The organism is Streptomyces catenulae (genome assembly GCF_000718015.1).
GTDB lineage: Bacteria > Actinomycetota > Actinomycetes > Streptomycetales > Streptomycetaceae > Streptomyces > Streptomyces catenulae.
In genome coordinates this window covers 37,981-55,805 of sequence record NZ_JODY01000038.1, presented here as the reverse complement: position 1 = coordinate 55,805, position 17,825 = coordinate 37,981, and the positions used below count along the sequence as shown (strand labels likewise).

Below are 17,825 nucleotides of genomic sequence, written 5' to 3'. Positions count from 1 at the left end.
GCCTTCTTGCTTTCGCTTTCCGGCCTTTCCGACTCTATCAGATCCGTTTCTCGCCGTTTCCGGTCCGAATTCGTTTCCGATTACCCGTCGGAGGGGTTTACCTTTCGGCGTATTCCGACTTTATCAGATTTCTCTGGGCCGGAATTCCGCCGGAATCACGAGGGCTCCCGTACGCACAGGCGTGCGGTGCTTCCCGTTCAGGCGGAGCCGTAAACCTACTGGAGCGGGGCGCCCGGATGCAAATCCGGGCGCCCCGCTCCTCGGGCGTGCCTGTCGGCGGCCGTACCTGTCAGACCTCGACGACCACGGGAAGGATCATCGGGCGGCGACGGTAGTTGTCCGACACCCACTTGCCGATCGTGCGGCGGATCAGCTGCTGGAGCTGGTGCGGCTCCACGACGCCGTCCTGGGCCGACCTGGCCAGGGCCTCGTCGATCTTCGGGATGACCGAGGAGAACGCCGAGTCGTCGATGCCGGAGCCACGGGCCTGGAGGTGCGGGCCGCCGACGATCTTGCCGGTGCTGCTGTCCACGACCACGAAGACCGAGATGATGCCCTCGTCGCCGAGGATGCGGCGGTCCTTGAGGTGGGTCTCGGTGACATCGCCGACCGAGAGGCCGTCGACGTACACGTAGCCCGCCTGGACCTTGCCGACGATCTTCGCGACGCCGTTGACCAGGTCGACCACGACGCCGTCCTCGGCGATCACGATCCGGTCCTTGGGTACGCCGGTCAGCGCGCCCAGCTCGGCGTTGGCGCGCAGATGGCGCCATTCGCCGTGCACCGGCATGAGGTTCTTCGGCTTGCAGATGTTGTAGAAGTACAGCAGCTCGCCGGCCGAGGCGTGGCCCGAGACATGGACCTTGGCGTTGCCCTTGTGGACGACGTCGGCGCCCCAGCGGGTCAGGCCGTTGATCACGCGGTAGACCGCGTTCTCGTTGCCCGGGATGAGGGACGACGCGAGGATCACGGTGTCGCCGGGGACGATCCGGATCTGGTGGTCGCGGTTGGCCATCCGGGACAGCGCCGCCATCGGCTCGCCCTGGGAGCCGGTGCAGACCAGCACGACCTCGTCGTCCGGCAGGTCGTCGAGCGTCTTGACGTCCACGACCAGGCCCGCGGGGACCTTGAGGTAGCCCAGCTCACGGGCGATGCCCATGTTGCGGACCATCGAGCGGCCGACGAAGGCGACCCGGCGGCCGTACTCGTGGGCGGCGTCGAGGATCTGCTGGATGCGGTGGACGTGGCTGGCGAAGCTCGCCACGATGATGCGCTTCTGCGCATTGGCGAAGACCGTGCGCAGGACGTTGGAGATGTCCCGCTCCGGCGGCACGAAGCCGGGGACCTCGGCGTTGGTCGAGTCGGTGAGGAGCAGGTCGATGCCCTCCTCGCCGAGCCGGGCGAACGCCGGGAGGTCGGTCAGCCGACGGTCCAGCGGCAGCTGGTCCATCTTGAAGTCGCCGGTGTGCACCACCATGCCCGCGGGGGTGCGGATGGCGACCGCGAGGGCGTCCGGGATGGAGTGGTTGACGGCGACGAACTCGCAGTCGAACGCGCCGATCCGCTCCCGGTGGCCTTCCTTGACCTCCAGGGTGTACGGACGGATGCGGTGCTCCTGGAGCTTCGCCTCGATGAGCGCGAGGGTCAGCTTGGAGCCGATCAGCGGGATGTCCGGCTTCTCCCGCAGGAGGTAGGGGACGCCGCCGATGTGGTCCTCGTGGCCGTGCGTGAGCACGATGCCGTCGATGTCGTCGAGCCGGTCCCTGATGGACGTGAAGTCCGGCAGGATCAGGTCGATTCCGGGCTGCTCCTCCTCGGGGAAGAGCACTCCGCAGTCGACGATCAGCAGCCGGCCTCCGTACTCGAAGACCGTCATGTTGCGGCCGATCTCTCCCAGACCGCCGAGGGGTGTGACCCGCAGACCGCCCTTGGGGAGCTTCGGGGGACGGCCGAGTTCGGGATGCGGATGACTCAAAAGACTCTCCTCACCACGCGCGCCACGCTGCCGTCGGGGCACGTGGCGCGCATGACATTCGTGCACTTGCTGTGGGGCGGTTAAGGGCCGTTTTCAGTTGTGAAGTCTGTGCTCAGAGTTGTACCCCGCCGGCAGCGAGGTCCCGCGTCAGCTGCTCCGTCTCCTCGGGGGCCAACTCCACCAGCGGCAGACGCAGCGGTCCGCCGGGCAGGCCCTGCAGGCCGAGGGCCGCCTTGGTGGTGATGACGCCCTGGGTGCGGAACATGCCGGTGAAGACCGGCAGCAGCTTCTGGTGGATCTCCGTCGCCTTGGTGACGTCACCGGCGAGGTGGGCGTCCAGCAGGGCGCGCAGCTCGGGGGTGACGACATGGCCGACGACGGAGACGAAGCCGACGGCGCCGACGGAGAGCAGCGGGAGGTTGAGCATGTCGTCGCCGCTGTACCAGGCGAGGCCGGAGCGGGCGATGGCCCAGCTCGCGCGGCCGAGGTCGCCCTTGGCGTCCTTGTTGGCGACGATCCGGGGGTGCTCCGCCAGCCGGACAATCGTTTCAGTGTTGATCGGGACGCCGCTGCGGCCCGGGATGTCGTACAGCATCACCGGCAGGTCGGTGGTGTCCGCGATGGCCGTGAAGTGCCGCAGGAGTCCTTCCTGGGGCGGCTTGCTGTAGTACGGCGTCACCGCGAGCAGGCCGTGGGCGCCGGCGTCCTGTGCGGCGCGGGCCAGCTCCACGCTGTGCCGGGTGTCGTTGGTTCCGGCTCCGGCCACCACGAAGGCGCGGTCACCGACGGCGTCGACCACGGCGCGGACCAGCTGAGCTTTCTCCGCGTCGCTGGTGGTCGGGGACTCTCCGGTGGTGCCGTTGACGACGAGACCGTCGTTACCGGCGTCCACCAGATGGGCGGCGAGCCGCTGCGCGCCGTCGAGGTCGAGATCGCCATCCGCCGTGAACGGCGTGACCATGGCGGTCAGCACCCGCCCGAACGGGGTCTGCGGTGTGGAAGTCGGAGCCATGGGTCCCACGCTACTCGTAGCTCACCGCTGGATGTGTCGCCGGGGAGCAGGGATGTGGACTCCGGCACTGCCTGCTCGGGGGTTCAAGCAGTGCCGGGTCCGTTTCTTCAGCGTAGATGAAGTTCTCAAAATGCTGCAATACGGACACCTCCCGGGTCGGGGCCCGGGAGGTGCCGCGGTGCAGGTCGGGGCGTTACGGGGCGATGCGGCCGTTGGCGTTGAATGCGCCGTACGTGAGCGGCATCAGGCGGGCCCAGTGGGCCTCCATCTGCTCGCCGACCATCTCGATCTCGCGCTGCGGGAAGGACGGCACCTTCGCCTGCTCGTGCTGGGTGCGCAGCCCGAGGAAGTGCATCAGGGAGCGGGCGTTGCAGGTGGCGTACATGGAGGAGTAGAGGCCGACGGGCAGGACCGCGCGGGCGACCTCGCGGGCGACACCGGCGGCGAGCATCTCCTGATAGGCGGCGTACGCCTGGCGGTAGGAGTCCTCCATGGCGCGGCCGGTCAGCTCGTGCTGCTCGGGGGTGCCCTCGACGAACTCGTACTTGCCGGGGCGGCCCTGCTGGACGAGCTTGCGGTCGGCGCCGGGGACGTAGAAGACGGGCTCCAGGTTGCGGTAGCGGCCGGACTCCTCGTTGTAGGACCAGCCGACGCGGTGACGCATGAACTCGCGGAAGACGAAGATCGGGGCGCTGATGAAGAAGGTCATGCTGTTGTGCTCGAACGGGCTGCCGTGCCGGTCGCGCATCAGGTAGTTGATCAGACCCTTGGAGCGCTCCGGGTCCTTCTGCAGCTCCTCGAGGGACTGCTCACCGGCGGTGGAGACGCGGGCCGCCCAGAGCACGTCGCTGTCCGCGGCGCTGTGCTTGACCAGCTCGACCGTCACCTCGCTCCGGAAGCGGGCAAGATCGCTGTCAGGGCCGTCAGGGCTCTGCGTGCTCGCGGCGGGGGTCTGGGACACCGGTGGTTCCTTCCGTTCGTTCCGTGCGGCGTCCAGCCTACGGCCCGCCACTGACAGCGCGGGAAATCCCGCCTGATGCGCTGTTAGCGGGCAAATGGGACCCCGGCGTCGGGAACGGGCGGGGCCGTTGATATTTTTCACAGAAGTTACTGGAAACGGGCACCAAACGGACGCCTCAGACGTCTGTATCTGTGAAAGTGCCCACTTCGAGGTTCCTAGGAGAGCCCCAGATGTTCCGCCGGCGTGAGCCCGTCCCGTTCGCCTTCGTCGCCGAGGCAGACCGGTTCCGCAGCAATGTCACTCCCCCGCCCCGGGAACGCGCCTCGCGCTCCCAGTTGGCGGGGCGCACGCTGATCACCCTGACCGTGGTGGGGGGCCTGGCCGGCTCCCTGCTCTTCGGGCTTCCGGCGCTGCAGCAGGAGGCGCCGGGCGCGGCCCGTACGCATCAGTCCGAGGCCGCGCACCGCTGACCCGCGGGCCGGAACCACCCGCGCCGGAGGGCTCGGGTGGTTCCGGCTGCGCACTGCCGATAGCCTCACCGGTCACAGCTTCCATCAGTGCCCTGAGTGAGGATCAGCCGTGCCCCTGCCCTTCCTGACGGCCGACCGCGACCTCGACGTCGACGACCGTACGGCGGCCCCGCCGCTGCCCCACGAGGCGCCCGAGCGCTGGCGGCGGCCGTACCGTCCCGGCCCCTGGCGGGTGGGGATCTCGGCCGTGGCCCTGCTGCTGGCGTCGTTCGTGCTGCTCTCCGCCATGATCATCGGCTTCGCCGGTTCGCTGCCGGGCGCCGTGACCTGTGTGGTGCTGGCGCTGGTCGTCATCGCTCTGGCGCTGCGGATGCTGCGGGTCGGCGTCTGGGTCAGCGCGCACGGGCTGCGGCGGGTCGGCCTGTTCTCCACCGCCACCGAAGCGTGGAGCGCCACCGGTGCGCTGCGGACCGTGCAGCAGCCGGTGCGCTGGCTGGGGCTGCCCCGGACGGTCCAGGGACAGGCGCTGGTCGACCGGCGGGTCTCCGGTACGTCGCGGGTGCTGCTCACCGACCACGACGCCGACTTCCTCTCCCGCTCGGAGGCGTTCGAGCGGGCGGCCGACGTCCTGGAGGCGTGGGCCGCGGAGTACCGCAGGTAGGCGCGGACGGACGACGACGGCGCCCGGCCGGGGAGGTTCTCCCGGCCGGGCGCCGTCGTCATGGGTGCCGTGCTCGCGCGGGCCCGTGGACGTATGCGCAGGTCACGCGCTCAGGTGCGGGCCGGTGTCCCGTCGTGCAGGGCGATGGCGCGCTGCATGGCCTTGCGGGCGCGGGGGGTGTCGCGGGCGTCGTGGTAGGCGACGGCGAGGCGGAACCAGGAGCGCCAGTCGTCGGGCGCCTCCTCCGTCTCGGCCTGCCGCCGGGCGAAGATCGCGTCGGCGGCGTCCCGGTCGATCCGGCCGCCCGGGGTACGCGCGGGCGCCTCGTCCGCGACGGCGTCGGCGCCTTCCTCGGCCGCCAGCTCACGGCCGAGGCGGTGGGCGTCGCGGGCGAAGCGGGTGTTGTGCCAGAGGAACCAGGCGCCGATGACCGGCAGGACGAACGCTATGGCGCCCATGCCCATCGCGGCCGGCTCCCCCGTCAGCAGGAGCAGGACGCCCTCCATCGCGACCACGCCGAAGACCAGCACCAGCACGGTCGCGAGGAAGAAGTAGGTGATCTTTCCGCCCATGACGTCAGCCCAGGTCGAGGAAGTGTTCCAGGCCCACCGTCAGGCCCGGGGTGGACACCACACGGCGTGCGCCGAGCAGGATGCCCGGCATGAAGCTGCTGTGGTGGAGCGAGTCGTGGCGGATGGTGAGGGTCTCCCCCACGCCGCCGAACAGCACCTCCTGGTGGGCGAGGAGCCCGCGCAGCCGGACCGAGTGGACGGGGATGCCGTCGACCGAGGCGCCGCGGGCGCCGTCCAGCGCGGTGCTGGTGGCGTCGGGCTGCGGTGCGCAGTCGGCCTCCTCCCGGGCGGCGGCGACGAGCTGCGCGGTACGGGTGGCCGTACCGGACGGCGCGTCCGCCTTGTTCGGGTGGTGCAGCTCGATGATCTCGGCCGACTCGAAGAACTTGGCGGCCTGCCGGGCGAAGGCCATGGTCAGCACGGCGCCGACGGAGAAGTTCGGCGCGATGAGCACGCCGGTCCCCGGGGAGGCGGCCAGCGCGGTGCGCAGCTGCGCGAGGCGTTCGTCGGTCCAGCCGGTCGTCCCGACCACGCCGTGGATGCCGTGGCGGACGCAGAAGTCGAGGTTGCCCATGACGGCATCCGGGTTGGTCAGCTCGACGGCGACCTGGGCACCGGCGTCGGTCAGCGCCTCCAGGGAATCGCCGCGGCCCAGCGCCGCGACCAGCTCCATGTCCTCCGCGGCCTCGACGGCCTTGACGGCTTCCGAGCCGATCCGGCCCTTGGCGCCGATCACGGCCACGCGCAGCTTGCTCATCGTGTCAGCTCTCTCTCGGTGGTACGGCGAACGGGTCAGGCGACGGCTTCGTGCAGCCGGTCGGCCTGCCGGTCCTTCAACGGTCCGATGACGGACAGCGAGGGCCGCGCGCCCAGGACCTCACGGGCCACCTCCCGGACCTCGTCGGGGGTGACGGCGGCTATCCGCTCCAGCATCTCGTCGACGGAGAGCTGGGCGCCCCAGCACAGCTCGCTCTTGCCGATGCGGTGCATCAGGGCGCCGGAGTCCTCCAGGCCGAGGACGGTGGAGCCGCGCAGCTGGCCGATGGCCCGGCGGATCTCGTCGTCGGTGAGGCCCTCGGAGGCGACCTGGTCGAGCTGGTCGCGGCAGATGGCGAGGACGTCGCGCACCTGGTTGGGGCGGCAGCCCGCGTAGACGCCGAAGAGGCCGCAGTCGGCGTAGCCGGAGGTGTAGGAGTACACGCTGTAGGCCAGGCCGCGCTTCTCGCGGACCTCCTGGAAGAGGCGGGAGCTCATCCCGCCGCCGAGGGCGGTGTTGAGGACGCCCAGGGCCCAGCGGCGCTCGTCGGAGCGGGCCAGCCCCGGGGTGCCGAGGATGACGTGGGCCTGCTCGGACTTGCGGTTGAGGTGCTCGACGCGGCCCCCGGCGCGGAGCGTGCGGGAGCCCGTACGCGGGGCGAGCGGGGTGGCGGCCGCGGTGTCGAGGGCACCGGCCCGCTCGAAGGCGCGGCGGACCAGGCGGACGACCTTGGCGTGGTCGACGTTGCCGGCGGCGGTGACGACGAGGTGCGTGGGGTCGTAGTGCTTCTTGTAGAAGCGGCGGATCCGCGCGGGGGTGAGGGCGTTGACGGTGTCGGGGGTGCCGAGCACCGGGCGGCCCAGGGGGGTGTCGCCGAGCATCGTGTGGGCGAAGAGGTCGTGGACGCCGTCGCCCGGGTCGTCCTCGGTCATCGCGATCTCTTCGAGGATCACCCCGCGCTCGGCCTCGACGTCCTCGGCCTCGATCAGCGAGCCGGTGAGCATGTCGCAGACGACGTCGATGGCGAGCGGCAGGTCCGTGTCGAGGACCCGCGCGTAGTAGCAGGTGTATTCCTTCGCGGTGAAGGCGTTCATCTCCCCGCCGACGGCGTCGACCGCCGCGGAGATGTCCAGGGCGCTGCGCCGCTCGGTGCCCTTGAAGAGCAGGTGCTCCAGGTAGTGGGTGGCGCCGTTGAGCGAGGGGGTCTCGTCGCGGGAGCCGACGTGCGCCCAGATGCCGAAGCTGACCGAGCGGACGGTGGGCAGGGTCTCGGTGACCACCCGCAGGCCGCCGGGGAGGACGGTCCGGCGGACGGTGCCCGCGCCGCTCTCGCCCTTGAGGAGTGTTTGGGTACGGGCGACGGCCCGCCCCTCCGAGGAGGTGCGGGCCGTCGTCCGGTGCGTACGGGACGTCACTTGGCGGCGTCGTCCTTCTTGTCGTCGCCGTCCTCGTCCTCGATCACGGGGATCAGGGAGAGCTTGCCGCGCTGGTCGATCTCGGCGATCTCGACCTGGACCTTGGCGCCGACGCCGAGCACGTCCTCGACGTTCTCCACGCGCTTGCCACCGGCGAGCTTGCGGATCTGCGAGATGTGCAGCAGGCCGTCCTTGCCCGGGAGCAGGGAGACGAACGCACCGAAGGTCGTCGTCTTCACGACGGTGCCCAGGTAGCGCTCGCCGACCTCCGGCATGGTCGGGTTGGCGATGCCGTTGATCGTGGCGCGGGCGGCCTCGGCGGCCGGGCCGTCGGCGGCACCGATGTAGATGGTGCCGTCGTCCTCGATCGTGATGTCGGCGCCGGTGTCCTCCTGGATCTGGTTGATCATCTTGCCCTTGGGGCCGATGACCTCACCGATCTTGTCCACGGGGATCTTGACGGTGATGATCCGCGGGGCGTTGGGGGACATCTCGTCCGGGACGTCGATGGCCTCGTTCATCACATCGAGGATGTGGAGGCGGGCGTCGCGGGCCTGCTTGAGCGCGGCGGCCAGGACCGAGGCGGGGATGCCGTCGAGCTTGGTGTCGAGCTGCAGGGCGGTGACGAACTGCTTGGTACCGGCGACCTTGAAGTCCATGTCGCCGTAGGCGTCCTCCGCACCGAGGATGTCGGTGAGGGCGACGTAGTGGGTCTGGCCGTCGATCTCCTGGGAGATCAGACCCATGGCGATACCGGCGACCGGGGCCTTGAGGGGCACACCGGCGTTCAGCAGCGACATGGTGGAGGCGCAGACCGAGCCCATGGACGTCGAGCCGTTGGAGCCCAGCGCCTCGGAGACCTGGCGGATCGCGTAGGGGAACTCCTCGCGGGTCGGCAGGACCGGCACGATGGCGCGCTCGGCGAGCGCACCGTGGCCGATCTCGCGGCGCTTGGGCGAGCCCACGCGGCCGGTCTCACCGACGGAGTACGGCGGGAAGTTGTAGTTGTGCATGTAGCGCTTGCGGGTCACCGGGGAGAGGGTGTCCAGCTGCTGCTCCATGCGGAGCATGTTGAGGGTGGTGACGCCCAGGATCTGGGTCTCGCCACGCTCGAACAGCGCCGAGCCGTGCACGCGCGGGATGGCCTCGACCTCGGCGGCGAGCGTACGGATGTCCGTGACGCCACGGCCGTCGATGCGGACCTTGTCCTTGATGACGCGCTCGCGGACCAGCTTCTTGGTCAGCGCGCGGTAGGCACCGGAGATCTCCTTCTCGCGGCCCTCGAACTGCGGGAGCAGCTTCTCGGCGGCGATCTCCTTGACGCGGTCGAGCTCGTTCTCCCGCTCCTGCTTGCCCGCGATGGTCAGCGCCTGGGCCAGCTCGTCCTTGACCGCGGCGGTGAGCGCCTCCAGGACGTCGTCCTCGTAGTCGAGGAAGACGGGGAACTCGCCGGTCGGCTTGGCGGCCTTGGCGGCGAGGTCGGCCTGGGCCTTGCAGAGCACCTTGATGAAGGGCTTGGCGGCCTCGAGACCGGCGGCGACGACCTCTTCGGTCGGGGCCTCGGCGCCGTCCTTGACCAGCTGGACGGTCTTCTCGGTGGCCTCGGCCTCGACCATCATGATCGCGACGTCACCGTCGGGCAGCACCCGGCCGGCGACGACCATGTCGAAGACGGCGTTCTCCAGCTCGGTGTGGGTCGGGAAGGCGACCCACTGGCCGTTGATCAGCGCGACACGGGTGCCGCCGATCGGGCCGGAGAAGGGCAGACCGGCCAGCTGCGTGGAGCAGGAGGCGGCGTTGATCGCGACCACGTCGTAGAGGTGGTCGGGGTTGAGCGCCATGATCGTCTCGACGATCTGGATCTCGTTGCGCAGGCCCTTCTTGAAGGAGGGGCGCAGCGGGCGGTCGATCAGGCGGCAGGTGAGGATCGCGTCCTCGGAGGGCCGGCCCTCGCGGCGGAAGAAGGAGCCGGGGATCTTGCCGGCCGCGTACATCCGCTCCTCGACGTCGACCGTCAGGGGGAAGAAGTCGAGCTGGTCCTTGGGCTTCTTCGACGCGGACGTGGCCGACAGCACCATGGTGTCGTCGTCCAGGTACGCGACGGCGGAGCCTGCGGCCTGCTTGGCCAGGCGGCCCGTCTCGAAGCGGATGGTGCGGGTGCCGAAGGTGCCGTTGTCGATCACGGCTTCGGCGTAGTGGGTCTCGTTCTCCACCAAGAAAATCTCCTCGTCAGCGTCCGCCGCCCGTGTGGCGGCGGACCTTCGTCGGGGGAGCGCCGGTACGGGCCGGTCTTCGATCGAAGCTCCCGGGGCGGGGCCGCGGAGATGTCGCGCGGCGTACGTCCGGGGGCCACTACCGAGGACCGGCGGCCAGGGGGCGCTCCCCCTCGTTCGGTTGTGCTCGTGACACCAGACTACAAAGCTTCCGGCCGCCTCGCGGCGACGCCGGTGTCCGGTGCGTACGGCAAAGGGAGCGGCCCCCGGTGGGAACCGCTCCCTTCACGGCGTCTTACTTGGCGCCCGCCGCGCCGCGGCGGATGCCCAGGCGCTCGACCAGCGCACGGAAGCGCGTGATGTCCTTCTTCGCCAGGTACTGCAGCAGACGGCGGCGCTGGCCGACGAGCAGCAGCAGACCACGGCGGGAGTGGTGGTCGTGCTTGTGGGTCTTGAGGTGCTCGGTCAGGTCCGAGATACGGCGGGAGAGCAGGGCCACCTGGACCTCGGGGGAGCCGGTGTCGCCTTCCTTCGTGGCGAACTCGGACATGATCTGCTTCTTCGTGGCGGCGTCGAGCGACACGCGATACTCCTCTGGGTGATCGGTCCGGGAGCGTCCCTGGATTTGCTTCACAGGGAATCTTGATGACTCACGGCGGACCGTCACACAGCGTACCAGCCGACGGCGACGGCCCCCCGGGCGGGCCGGGGGGCCGTCGTGGGTGCGGGGTGCCGGTCAGTTGCCGGTCAGGCCGCGCACGGTGGCGTAGACGTCCAGGACCGCGAGGCAGAGCGGCACCAGGGAGAGCAGCACCAGGCCGTCGAAGATGTCGAAGATCCGGCCCCAGAAGGGGGTGACACCCTTACGGGGGACGACGAGTCCGACGCCGACGAGCAGGGCGGCACCGGCGGCGATGCTGGCGGAGAACCAGACGGTGCGGATGTTGAGCGGGCCGGAGTCGCCGAAGCGGGCCAGCTCGACGAGGGCGTCGACCGGCGGGTGGAGCGCGATGCCCAGGATGAGCAGGACGATCGTGAGGATGCCGGCGACGACCATGCAGGCGATCTGCGCGGTGTAGTCGAAGAGCCGGGCGCGGAGCATGATCGTGATGCCCGCGGCGAGCGCCATCAGCTGGGCCCACATGTTGTCGGAGAAGCCGAGGACGACACCGGCGGAGCCGACGACCAGGGCGGAGCAACCGGCGACGAGGCCGAGCAGGAGTTCGTGGCCGCGGCGGGCCTGGTTGCCGATCTTGACGTAGTCGACGGCCTCGGAGTCGCGGTCGGCGTCGTAGCCCTTGGCGATCTGGTCGGGCGACTTGTAGCCGATGGGCAGGCGGGCGAAGCGGGCCGAGAGGCCGGGCAGCCAGGCGACGAGCGCGATGGAGACGGCGGCGGTGACGGCGGCGACCTCGATGGGGGCGGCGTCGGTGAGGATCGCGGCGAAGACCGAGAGGGTGCCGATCGCCGAGAGGAAGGCGGCGGCGACGAACGGGGCATCGCCCTGCGGCAGCAGCACGACCAGCAGGACCGAGGCGATCAGGACGACGACGCAGCCGACGAGGAGATGGAGGCGCCCGGGGCCCTCGCCCGCGTCGACGGGGAAGATGCCGGAACCGGCGATCAGCAGGTGCGGCAGCGAGGCGAGGCCCAGCGCGATGGAGGAGCCGTGGTCGTCGTAGACGCGGGCGCGGACGCCGGAGACGGTGACCAGCACGATGCCGACGACACCGGCGATGATGCCGGGCAGCCGGTGCATGTCGCGGTCGACCGGGTTCGAGAACCACAGGGCGAACGCCATCATCGTGAGCAGCAGGACGCCGGCGGTGAGGCCGACGTAGTGCATGAGGTCGTCGCTCCAGCGGGTGCGGTTCTGCTTGACCGCGGAGGCGACGGCGTCCGAGACGTCGTCGAAGACGGGGAGCGGCAGCGATTCGGCGAACGGCTTGAGCAGGAGGAGGTCGCCGTCGAGGATCTGCTGCTGCGCGAGCGACTGACCGGCGTCGAGCACGGTGCCGTCGCGGCGCACGAGGTGGTAGCCGGTGGGGGCGCCCTCCGCCTGGGACTGCCCCGACAGGCGCAGGATCTCCGGGTAGATGTCGACGAGTGCGACGTCCTCCGGCAGTGCCACATCGATCCGTGCGTCCGGCGCGGCGACTGTGACCCGGCAGAAGCCGGTACCTGTGGTCGTGCTCACCTGGCGGTTCCCCCTATCCGTTGGGTGTTTTGTCGCGTGCGTGGCGTATATATGGAGTCATATACGGATCCCCCCGTGGGAGCCTTTTTTCACGCCGTCGCGGCACGCTCGCGGGGCGTCAGCGTACCGCCCGATTCGGCGCTTGCCCCACTCCCCCCGAGACTTGACTCCGAACAGTAGGATCAACGCCTGCGTCGGGCCAAGGACTTGGCTCGGGGGGACCGTCGAATCCAACGGGGGCGGTCCGAGACTGCGAGATGCATGAAGGACTGATGCCTCGGTGAGCGTTGTCATCGTCAAGCGCCCGCCCCGCGCGCTACCACCTGAAGTTCCTGGTGAGGAGGTGACGCTGGAGGCGCCTCCCGAACTCCCCAGGGAAGGGGAGCAGGAGAACATCCTGATGATGTTCATGCCCATGATGGGTATGGGCTCATCGGCCGCATTCCTTTTCATGGGCGGCCAGCCGTTCATGAAAATCATGGGTGGCGTGATGGTGGTTTCCACCCTGGCAATGGCGATCGTACAGATCGTCAAAGCCCGCCAAGGCCCTTCCGGGCAAATGGTTCAGGAGCGTCAGGATTACCTCAAGTACCTTTCGCAGAAGCGAAAAGAGGTACGGCGTACCGCGCGAAAGCAGCGTGATGCGCAGCTGTTCACGCATCCCGATCCCGGACAGCTGTGGTCGGTGGTCGCGGAGGGCAAGCGGGTCTGGGAGCGCCGGGCGAGCGACCCGGACTTCGCACAGGTACGGCTGGGGCTCGGCCCGCAGCAGCTGTCGACGCCGCTGAAGGCGCCGGAGACCGCGCCGGTCGACGAGCTGGAGCCGCTGACCGCGCATGCGATGAAGGAATTCCTCGACAAGCACGGGCACTTGGAGAACCTCCCGCTCGCGGTGTCGCTGCGCGCCTTCTACCACCTGACGGTCTCCGGTGACCCGGACACCGTCTACGGCGCCGCCCGCGCGATGGTGGCGCAGCTGTGCACGCTGCACTCCCCCGAGGACCTGATGGTCGCGGTCGTCGCCTCGCCGGGTGCGCAGGCGGAGTGGGAGTGGACGAAGTGGCTGCCGCACGTCCAGGACAAGACCACGGACGGCGCGGGCAGCCGCCGGTTGGTCGTCGGTGATCTCGGCGAGGTCGAGGAGTTGCTGGCGGACGAGTTGGAGGGCCGCGGCCGCTTCAACCCGCAGGGCACGCCGGTGACGGACACCCCGCACCTGGTGATCCTGCTGGACGCGGGCGAGGTGCCGGTCGACTCGGTGATCGCCGGTGCGGAGGGGCTCCAGGGCGTCACGATCATCGAGGTCGTCCCCGGCGACCTCGACGAGATCCGCGGTGGTCTGGCCGTGCAGGTCTGGCCGGGCAAGCTGGTGCTGGAGTCGGCCAACGGCGCGGTGTACGAGGGCGTCTGCGACACCCTGTCGATCCCGGAGGCGGAGGCGCTGGCGCGTCAGCTGGCGCCGCTGCGGGCCGGTGCCGGGGCGGACGGCGAGGAACCGCTCCTGTCCAACCTGGACTTCACGGATCTGATGGACATCGGCGACGCCGGCTCCGTCGATGTGCAGCGCACCTGGCGGCCGCGGACGCTCCACGAGCGGCTGCGGGTGCCGATCGGTGTCGACCGGGACGGCCAGCCCGTCATGCTCGACATCAAGGAGGCGTCCCAGGAGGGCATGGGCCCGCACGGTCTGTGTGTCGGTGCGACCGGTTCCGGTAAGTCCGAGGTGCTGCGCACGCTGGTGCTGGCGCTGGCGGTCACCCACTCGTCCGAGACGCTGAACTTCATCCTCGCGGACTTCAAGGGTGGCGCCACCTTCACCGGTATGTCGGAGATGCCGCACGTCGCGGCGGTCATCACCAACCTCGGCGAGGACGTCTCGCTGATCGACCGGATGCGCGACTCGATCACCGGTGAGCTCCAGCGCCGTCAGGAGCTGCTGCGCTCGGCGGGCAACTACGCGAACATCACCGACTACGAGAAGGCGCGTGCCGCGGGTGCCCCGCTGGACCCGCTGCCGTCGCTGGTGATGATCATCGATGAGTTCTCCGAGCTGCTGGCCGCCAAGCCGGACTTCATCGAGATGTTCATCCAGATCGGCCGTATCGGCCGTTCGATGGGTGTGCACATGCTGCTCGCCTCGCAGCGTCTGGAGGAGGGCAAGCTTCGCGGTCTGGACACCTTCCTGTCGTACCGGCTGGGTCTGCGGACGTTCTCCGCGGCCGAGTCGCGGACCGCGATCGGTGTGCCGGACGCCTACCACCTGCCGAACGTTCCCGGTTCCGGCATCCTGAAGTACGACACCGAGACGATGGTGCAGTTCAAGGCCGCGTACGTGTCGGGTCCCTACCGCGGCCCCGGGGCCGGTGGCGGGGGCGGCGGCGGTCGGGCCAACCGGCTGCCGGTGCCGTTCACGGCGGCGCCGGTCGCCGAGCAGATCATCGAGGACCCGACGCCGATCGAGCCGGAGGCGCCGCAGCAGGACGACGCGCTGGCCGACACCGTGCTGGACGTCATCGTCCAGCGGATGCAGGGTCAGGGCCCGCCCGCGCACCAGGTGTGGCTGCCGCCGCTGGAGGAGGCGCCGACCGTCAACCAGCTGCTGCCCGCGCTGGCCGTCACGCCCGAGCGGGGTGTGCACGCGCCGGAGTACAGCGCGCTGGGCAAGCTCGTGGTGCCGGTCGCGCTGGTGGACAAGCCGTTCGAGCAGCGGCGTGACGTGATGTACCTGGACTTCTCGGCCGGTGCCGGTCACGGTCTGGTCGTCGGTGGTCCGCAGTCCGGCAAGTCGACGCTGATCCGTTCGGCCATCGCGTCGTTCGCGCTCACCCACACCCCGGCCGAGGTGCAGTTCTACTGCCTGGACTTCGGTGGTGGCGGCATGCTCGCCATGGAGGGGCTGCCGCACATCGGCGGCGTCGCCTCGCGGCTGGACGCGGAGAAGGTCCGCCGTACGGTCGCCGAGGTCGTCGGGATCCTCAACGAGCGTGAGGAGTTCTTCCGGCAGCACAACATCGACTCCATCGGCACCTACCGCCAGCGGCGTGCCTCGGGGGCGTTCCCCGACCAGAAGTGGGGCGACGTCTTCCTCGTCATCGACGGCTGGGGGACGTTCAAGACCGACTACGAGCAGCTGGACCCGGTCATCCTGGACATCGCCGGTCGCGGTCTGGGCTTCGGTGTCCACCTGATCATCGCCGGTTCCCGCTACACCGAGATCCGTCCGGCCCTGCGGGACCAGCTCCTCAACCGTGTGGAGCTGCGGCTCGGTGACGCGATGGAGTCGGAGTTCGACCGCAAGCGCGCGGAGAACGTGCCGATGGGCAAGCCGGGCCGTGGTCTGTCGCCGGAGAAGCTGGACTTCCTGGCCGCGCTGCCGCGGCTGGACGGCATCAGCGATCCGGAGTCGCTCAGCGACGGCATGGCGAATCTGGTGGAGACGGTCAAGGAGCACTGGCAGGGCGAGCCCGCCCCGCAGGTGCGGATGCTGCCGACGATGCTGTACGCCCGGGATCTGCCCAAGGGCAACGACTACCCGGAGCACGGCATCGCCATCGGTGTCGACGAGACGACGCTGTCGCCCGCCTTCGTCGACTTCGAGACCGACCCGCTGCTGGTCATCTACGGCGAGAGCGAGTCGGGCAAGTCGTCGCTGCTGCGGCTGCTGACCAAGCAGATCGCCGAGCGGTACCCGTCCGAGAAGGCGCTGATGGTGGTCTCCGACTACCGGCGCGCGCTGCTCGGCGAGGTCCCGGAGAGCCATCTGTACAAGTACTGCGCCGCGGGGCCGCAGCTGGAGGAGGTCATCTCCGGTCTCGCCGGTTCGCTGGGCCGCCGGATGCCGGGCCCGGACGTCACGCCGGAGCAGCTGCGCAACCGCAGCTGGTACGACCTGCCGGACGCGTTCGTGATCGTGGACGACTACGACCTGGTGGCGACGAGCAGCGGCAACCCGTTGCAGCCGCTGCTGGAGTATCTGCCGTTCGCCCGTGACCTGGGTCTGCGCCTGATTCTGGCGCGTACCTCCTCGGGTGCCGGACGGTCGTCGTTCGAGCCGGTGATGCAGCGGACGAAGGAGCTGGGCGCGCAGGGCCTGATCCTCTCGGCCGACCCGGGCGAGGGTCCCCTGATGGGCAACGTCAAGGGGCAGAGCCTGACGCCCGGCCGGGCCACGTTCGTCACGCGCAAGCGCGGCGCGCAGCTGGTCCAGACGGGCTGGCTCCCGGCGAGCGGCCGCTGATCCGCGGCCTCCGCACGGCAACGGCGGTGGGGCGTCCCTCTTCGGAGGGGCGCCCCACCGCCGTTGTGTGGGGGTCCGTCGCGTACGGGGCCCGGTGCGGGGCCCGGTGCGGTGCGGCGACCGGCCGGGCCCGGGGTGGGTCAGCCGAAGGCGCCGTGCCTGCCGACGTCGGGGCGGACGCCGTCGGACGGGGCGGCGTCGGCGGCGGGCCCGGTGCCGGGGGCCGCGGCGCCCTTGGTGCCCTTCGCGTCCTTGGCGCTCTTGACGTCCTTGGCCTGTGCGGCCTTCGGGTCCGCTCCCCCGGGGTTCTTGGCCGCCGGTGCGGCGCTCTTCGTCCCGCCGGTGCCGGACGCGGGGTCCGGGGTGCGGGCGCCCTTGGCGACTCCGGCGCCGCCGCGGCGGGGGCCGCCGGGGCCGAACGGGTCGGGGCCCAGGGGCGCGTCGGAGACGGTCCATTCGCCCTTCAGCGGCGGGCGGGGGCTCTGGCCGCCGCCCCCGCCGCCCTTCTTGCCCCGGGCGAAGCCGCCGAGCGCGTTGCCCAACTGGCCGAGGGCCATCACGCCGTACATCAGGTCGCGGCCGCCGTCCGCGGAGTTGTCGGCGGGCGCGGCGGGCGGCGGGGTGTCCTTCGCCCCGGCGTCGTGCTCCGGTGGGGCGGGGCGGGTGGCGGTGGACTCCAGGTCGGCGGCGGCCAGTTCGAAGACGGGCAGCGCCTCGTCCACCGACCGCTTGAGGCGGTGCCAGTCGGCGGCGAACGCCTCGCCCGCGGGGCCCTGCCAGTCGGCGGCCGCCGCGCGGGCCACATGCGTGTCCAACTCGCGCACCATGCCGTCGAGATGGCTGCCCATCTCCCGCCATCCGGCAGCGGCCTCGTGCAGCGCCTCCGGGTTGCCCTGCCCCGTCATCCGACACTCCTGATCATCGCGTCCACGCCGTCCTCGACCGCCTGTGTCGAGACGGCGGTCTGCCGTATGCCGCCGCCGACCTCGGCGAGCCGCTCCCGCAGCTGTCCGAGGGCGCGTTCGGCCTGCTCGTAGAGTTCCACGTGCGAACGGGCCGCCTCCGCGTCACCGAAACCGTCGCGCAGTGCGGCGGCATCGGCACGGCGCCGGAATGCGGTCAACTGCCGAGCCAGATCGTCCGCGTGTTTTTCGAAGACCGTGCCGAGCTTGTGCAACTGCTCGGTATCGGTCCGGACTTCGTCGGACATCTTTTTCTCCCCGTATTCGATCGGCGGTGACCTGCCGGACATCGTCTCAGATGTAGCACATGGGCAAAGGGCTGCCACCCTTCCGTTCGGCGGCCGGACGGCTCACTCCGGAATACGCGGTACGCAATATCCGGCAATAGCGACA

The 17,825-nt window shown here is 70.2% G+C and carries 14 protein-coding genes; 3 read left to right on the top strand and 11 right to left on the bottom strand.

Going from position 1 to position 17,825, the window contains the following annotated elements; genetic code table 11:
- Positions 1-289 precede the first annotated feature (289 nt).
- From IF23_RS0126900 to thyX, 3 genes are all read right to left on the bottom strand, one after another.
- Positions 290-1,975, bottom strand: coding sequence for a ribonuclease J (locus IF23_RS0126900; protein ID WP_030288104.1), 1,686 nt, complete (start codon positions 1,973-1,975; stop codon positions 290-292).
- Positions 1,976-2,087: 112 nt separating this feature from the next.
- Positions 2,088-2,987: a 4-hydroxy-tetrahydrodipicolinate synthase gene (gene dapA, locus IF23_RS0126895; RefSeq protein WP_030288102.1), complete on the bottom strand. Its 900-nt coding sequence runs from the start codon at positions 2,985-2,987 to the stop codon at positions 2,088-2,090.
- Between the two features lie 193 nt (positions 2,988-3,180).
- Positions 3,181-3,948 carry an FAD-dependent thymidylate synthase gene (gene thyX, locus IF23_RS0126890; RefSeq protein ID WP_030288099.1) on the bottom strand — a complete coding sequence of 256 codons (768 nt, stop codon included), beginning with the start codon at positions 3,946-3,948 and terminating at the stop codon, positions 3,181-3,183.
- 230 nt (positions 3,949-4,178) lie between these two features.
- Between thyX and IF23_RS0126885 the strand changes: the two genes are divergently transcribed.
- A complete protein-coding gene (locus IF23_RS0126885; protein WP_030288097.1) occupies positions 4,179-4,418 on the top strand; it encodes a hypothetical protein in 240 nt (79 codons plus the stop codon).
- A 109-nt stretch (positions 4,419-4,527) separates the two neighbouring features.
- Positions 4,528-5,079, top strand: coding sequence for a CobD/CbiB family protein (locus IF23_RS0126880; RefSeq protein ID WP_030288095.1), 552 nt, complete (start codon positions 4,528-4,530; stop codon positions 5,077-5,079).
- A gap of 110 nt (positions 5,080-5,189) precedes the next feature.
- On the opposite strand, the gene IF23_RS0126875 is transcribed toward IF23_RS0126880, so the two are convergent.
- The 6 genes from IF23_RS0126875 to eccD form a co-directional block, all read right to left on the bottom strand.
- Entirely contained in the window at positions 5,190-5,651 is a 462-nt protein-coding gene (locus tag IF23_RS0126875; RefSeq protein ID WP_030288093.1) for a tetratricopeptide repeat protein, read from the bottom strand.
- Positions 5,652-5,655: 4 nt separating this feature from the next.
- Complete coding sequence (gene dapB, locus IF23_RS0126870) at positions 5,656-6,408, bottom strand: 4-hydroxy-tetrahydrodipicolinate reductase (protein ID WP_030288091.1); 753 nt, start codon at positions 6,406-6,408, stop codon at positions 5,656-5,658.
- Between the two features lie 35 nt (positions 6,409-6,443).
- Complete coding sequence (locus tag IF23_RS0126865) at positions 6,444-7,823, bottom strand: M16 family metallopeptidase (RefSeq protein ID WP_030288089.1); 1,380 nt, start codon at positions 7,821-7,823, stop codon at positions 6,444-6,446.
- Positions 7,820-10,036: a polyribonucleotide nucleotidyltransferase gene (locus IF23_RS0126860; protein WP_030288087.1), complete on the bottom strand. Its 2,217-nt coding sequence runs from the start codon at positions 10,034-10,036 to the stop codon at positions 7,820-7,822. The genes IF23_RS0126865 and IF23_RS0126860 overlap by 4 nt, the downstream gene beginning before the upstream one ends.
- A 295-nt stretch (positions 10,037-10,331) precedes the next feature.
- Positions 10,332-10,619, bottom strand: coding sequence for a 30S ribosomal protein S15 (gene rpsO, locus IF23_RS0126855; RefSeq protein ID WP_030288085.1), 288 nt, complete (start codon positions 10,617-10,619; stop codon positions 10,332-10,334).
- Between the two features lie 153 nt (positions 10,620-10,772).
- Positions 10,773-12,233, bottom strand: coding sequence for a type VII secretion integral membrane protein EccD (gene eccD / locus IF23_RS0126850; protein ID WP_030288084.1), 1,461 nt, complete (start codon positions 12,231-12,233; stop codon positions 10,773-10,775).
- Between the two features lie 280 nt (positions 12,234-12,513).
- On the opposite strand from eccD, the gene IF23_RS0126845 reads away from it, so the two are divergent.
- Positions 12,514-16,470 carry a type VII secretion protein EccC gene (locus IF23_RS0126845; RefSeq protein ID WP_030288082.1) on the top strand — a complete coding sequence of 1,319 codons (3,957 nt, stop codon included), beginning with the start codon at positions 12,514-12,516 and terminating at the stop codon, positions 16,468-16,470.
- 140 nt (positions 16,471-16,610) lie between these two features.
- On the opposite strand, the gene IF23_RS0126840 is transcribed toward IF23_RS0126845, so the two are convergent.
- Positions 16,611-17,375 (bottom strand): WXG100 family type VII secretion target, encoded by a 765-nt coding sequence (locus IF23_RS0126840; protein ID WP_030288080.1) that lies wholly within the window; start codon positions 17,373-17,375, stop codon positions 16,611-16,613.
- Positions 17,372-17,680, bottom strand: a complete 309-nt coding sequence (locus tag IF23_RS0126835) for a hypothetical protein (RefSeq protein ID WP_030288079.1) — start codon at positions 17,678-17,680, stop codon at positions 17,372-17,374. Before IF23_RS0126835 ends, IF23_RS0126840 begins: the two co-directional genes overlap by 4 nt.
- Between the last annotated feature and the right edge of the window lie 145 nt (positions 17,681-17,825).

Coding starts and splice junctions, on each gene's coding strand:
- dapA (WP_030288102.1), bottom strand. CDS start 2,987: ATGGCTCCGACTTCCACACCGCAGACCCCGTTCGGGCGGGTGCTGACC.
- IF23_RS0126885 (WP_030288097.1), top strand. CDS start 4,179: ATGTTCCGCCGGCGTGAGCCCGTCCCGTTCGCCTTCGTCGCCGAGGCA.
- IF23_RS0126875 (WP_030288093.1), bottom strand. CDS start 5,651: ATGGGCGGAAAGATCACCTACTTCTTCCTCGCGACCGTGCTGGTGCTG.
- dapB (WP_030288091.1), bottom strand. CDS start 6,408: ATGAGCAAGCTGCGCGTGGCCGTGATCGGCGCCAAGGGCCGGATCGGC.
- IF23_RS0126840 (WP_030288080.1), bottom strand. CDS start 17,375: ATGACGGGGCAGGGCAACCCGGAGGCGCTGCACGAGGCCGCTGCCGGA.
- IF23_RS0126835 (WP_030288079.1), bottom strand. CDS start 17,680: ATGTCCGACGAAGTCCGGACCGATACCGAGCAGTTGCACAAGCTCGGC.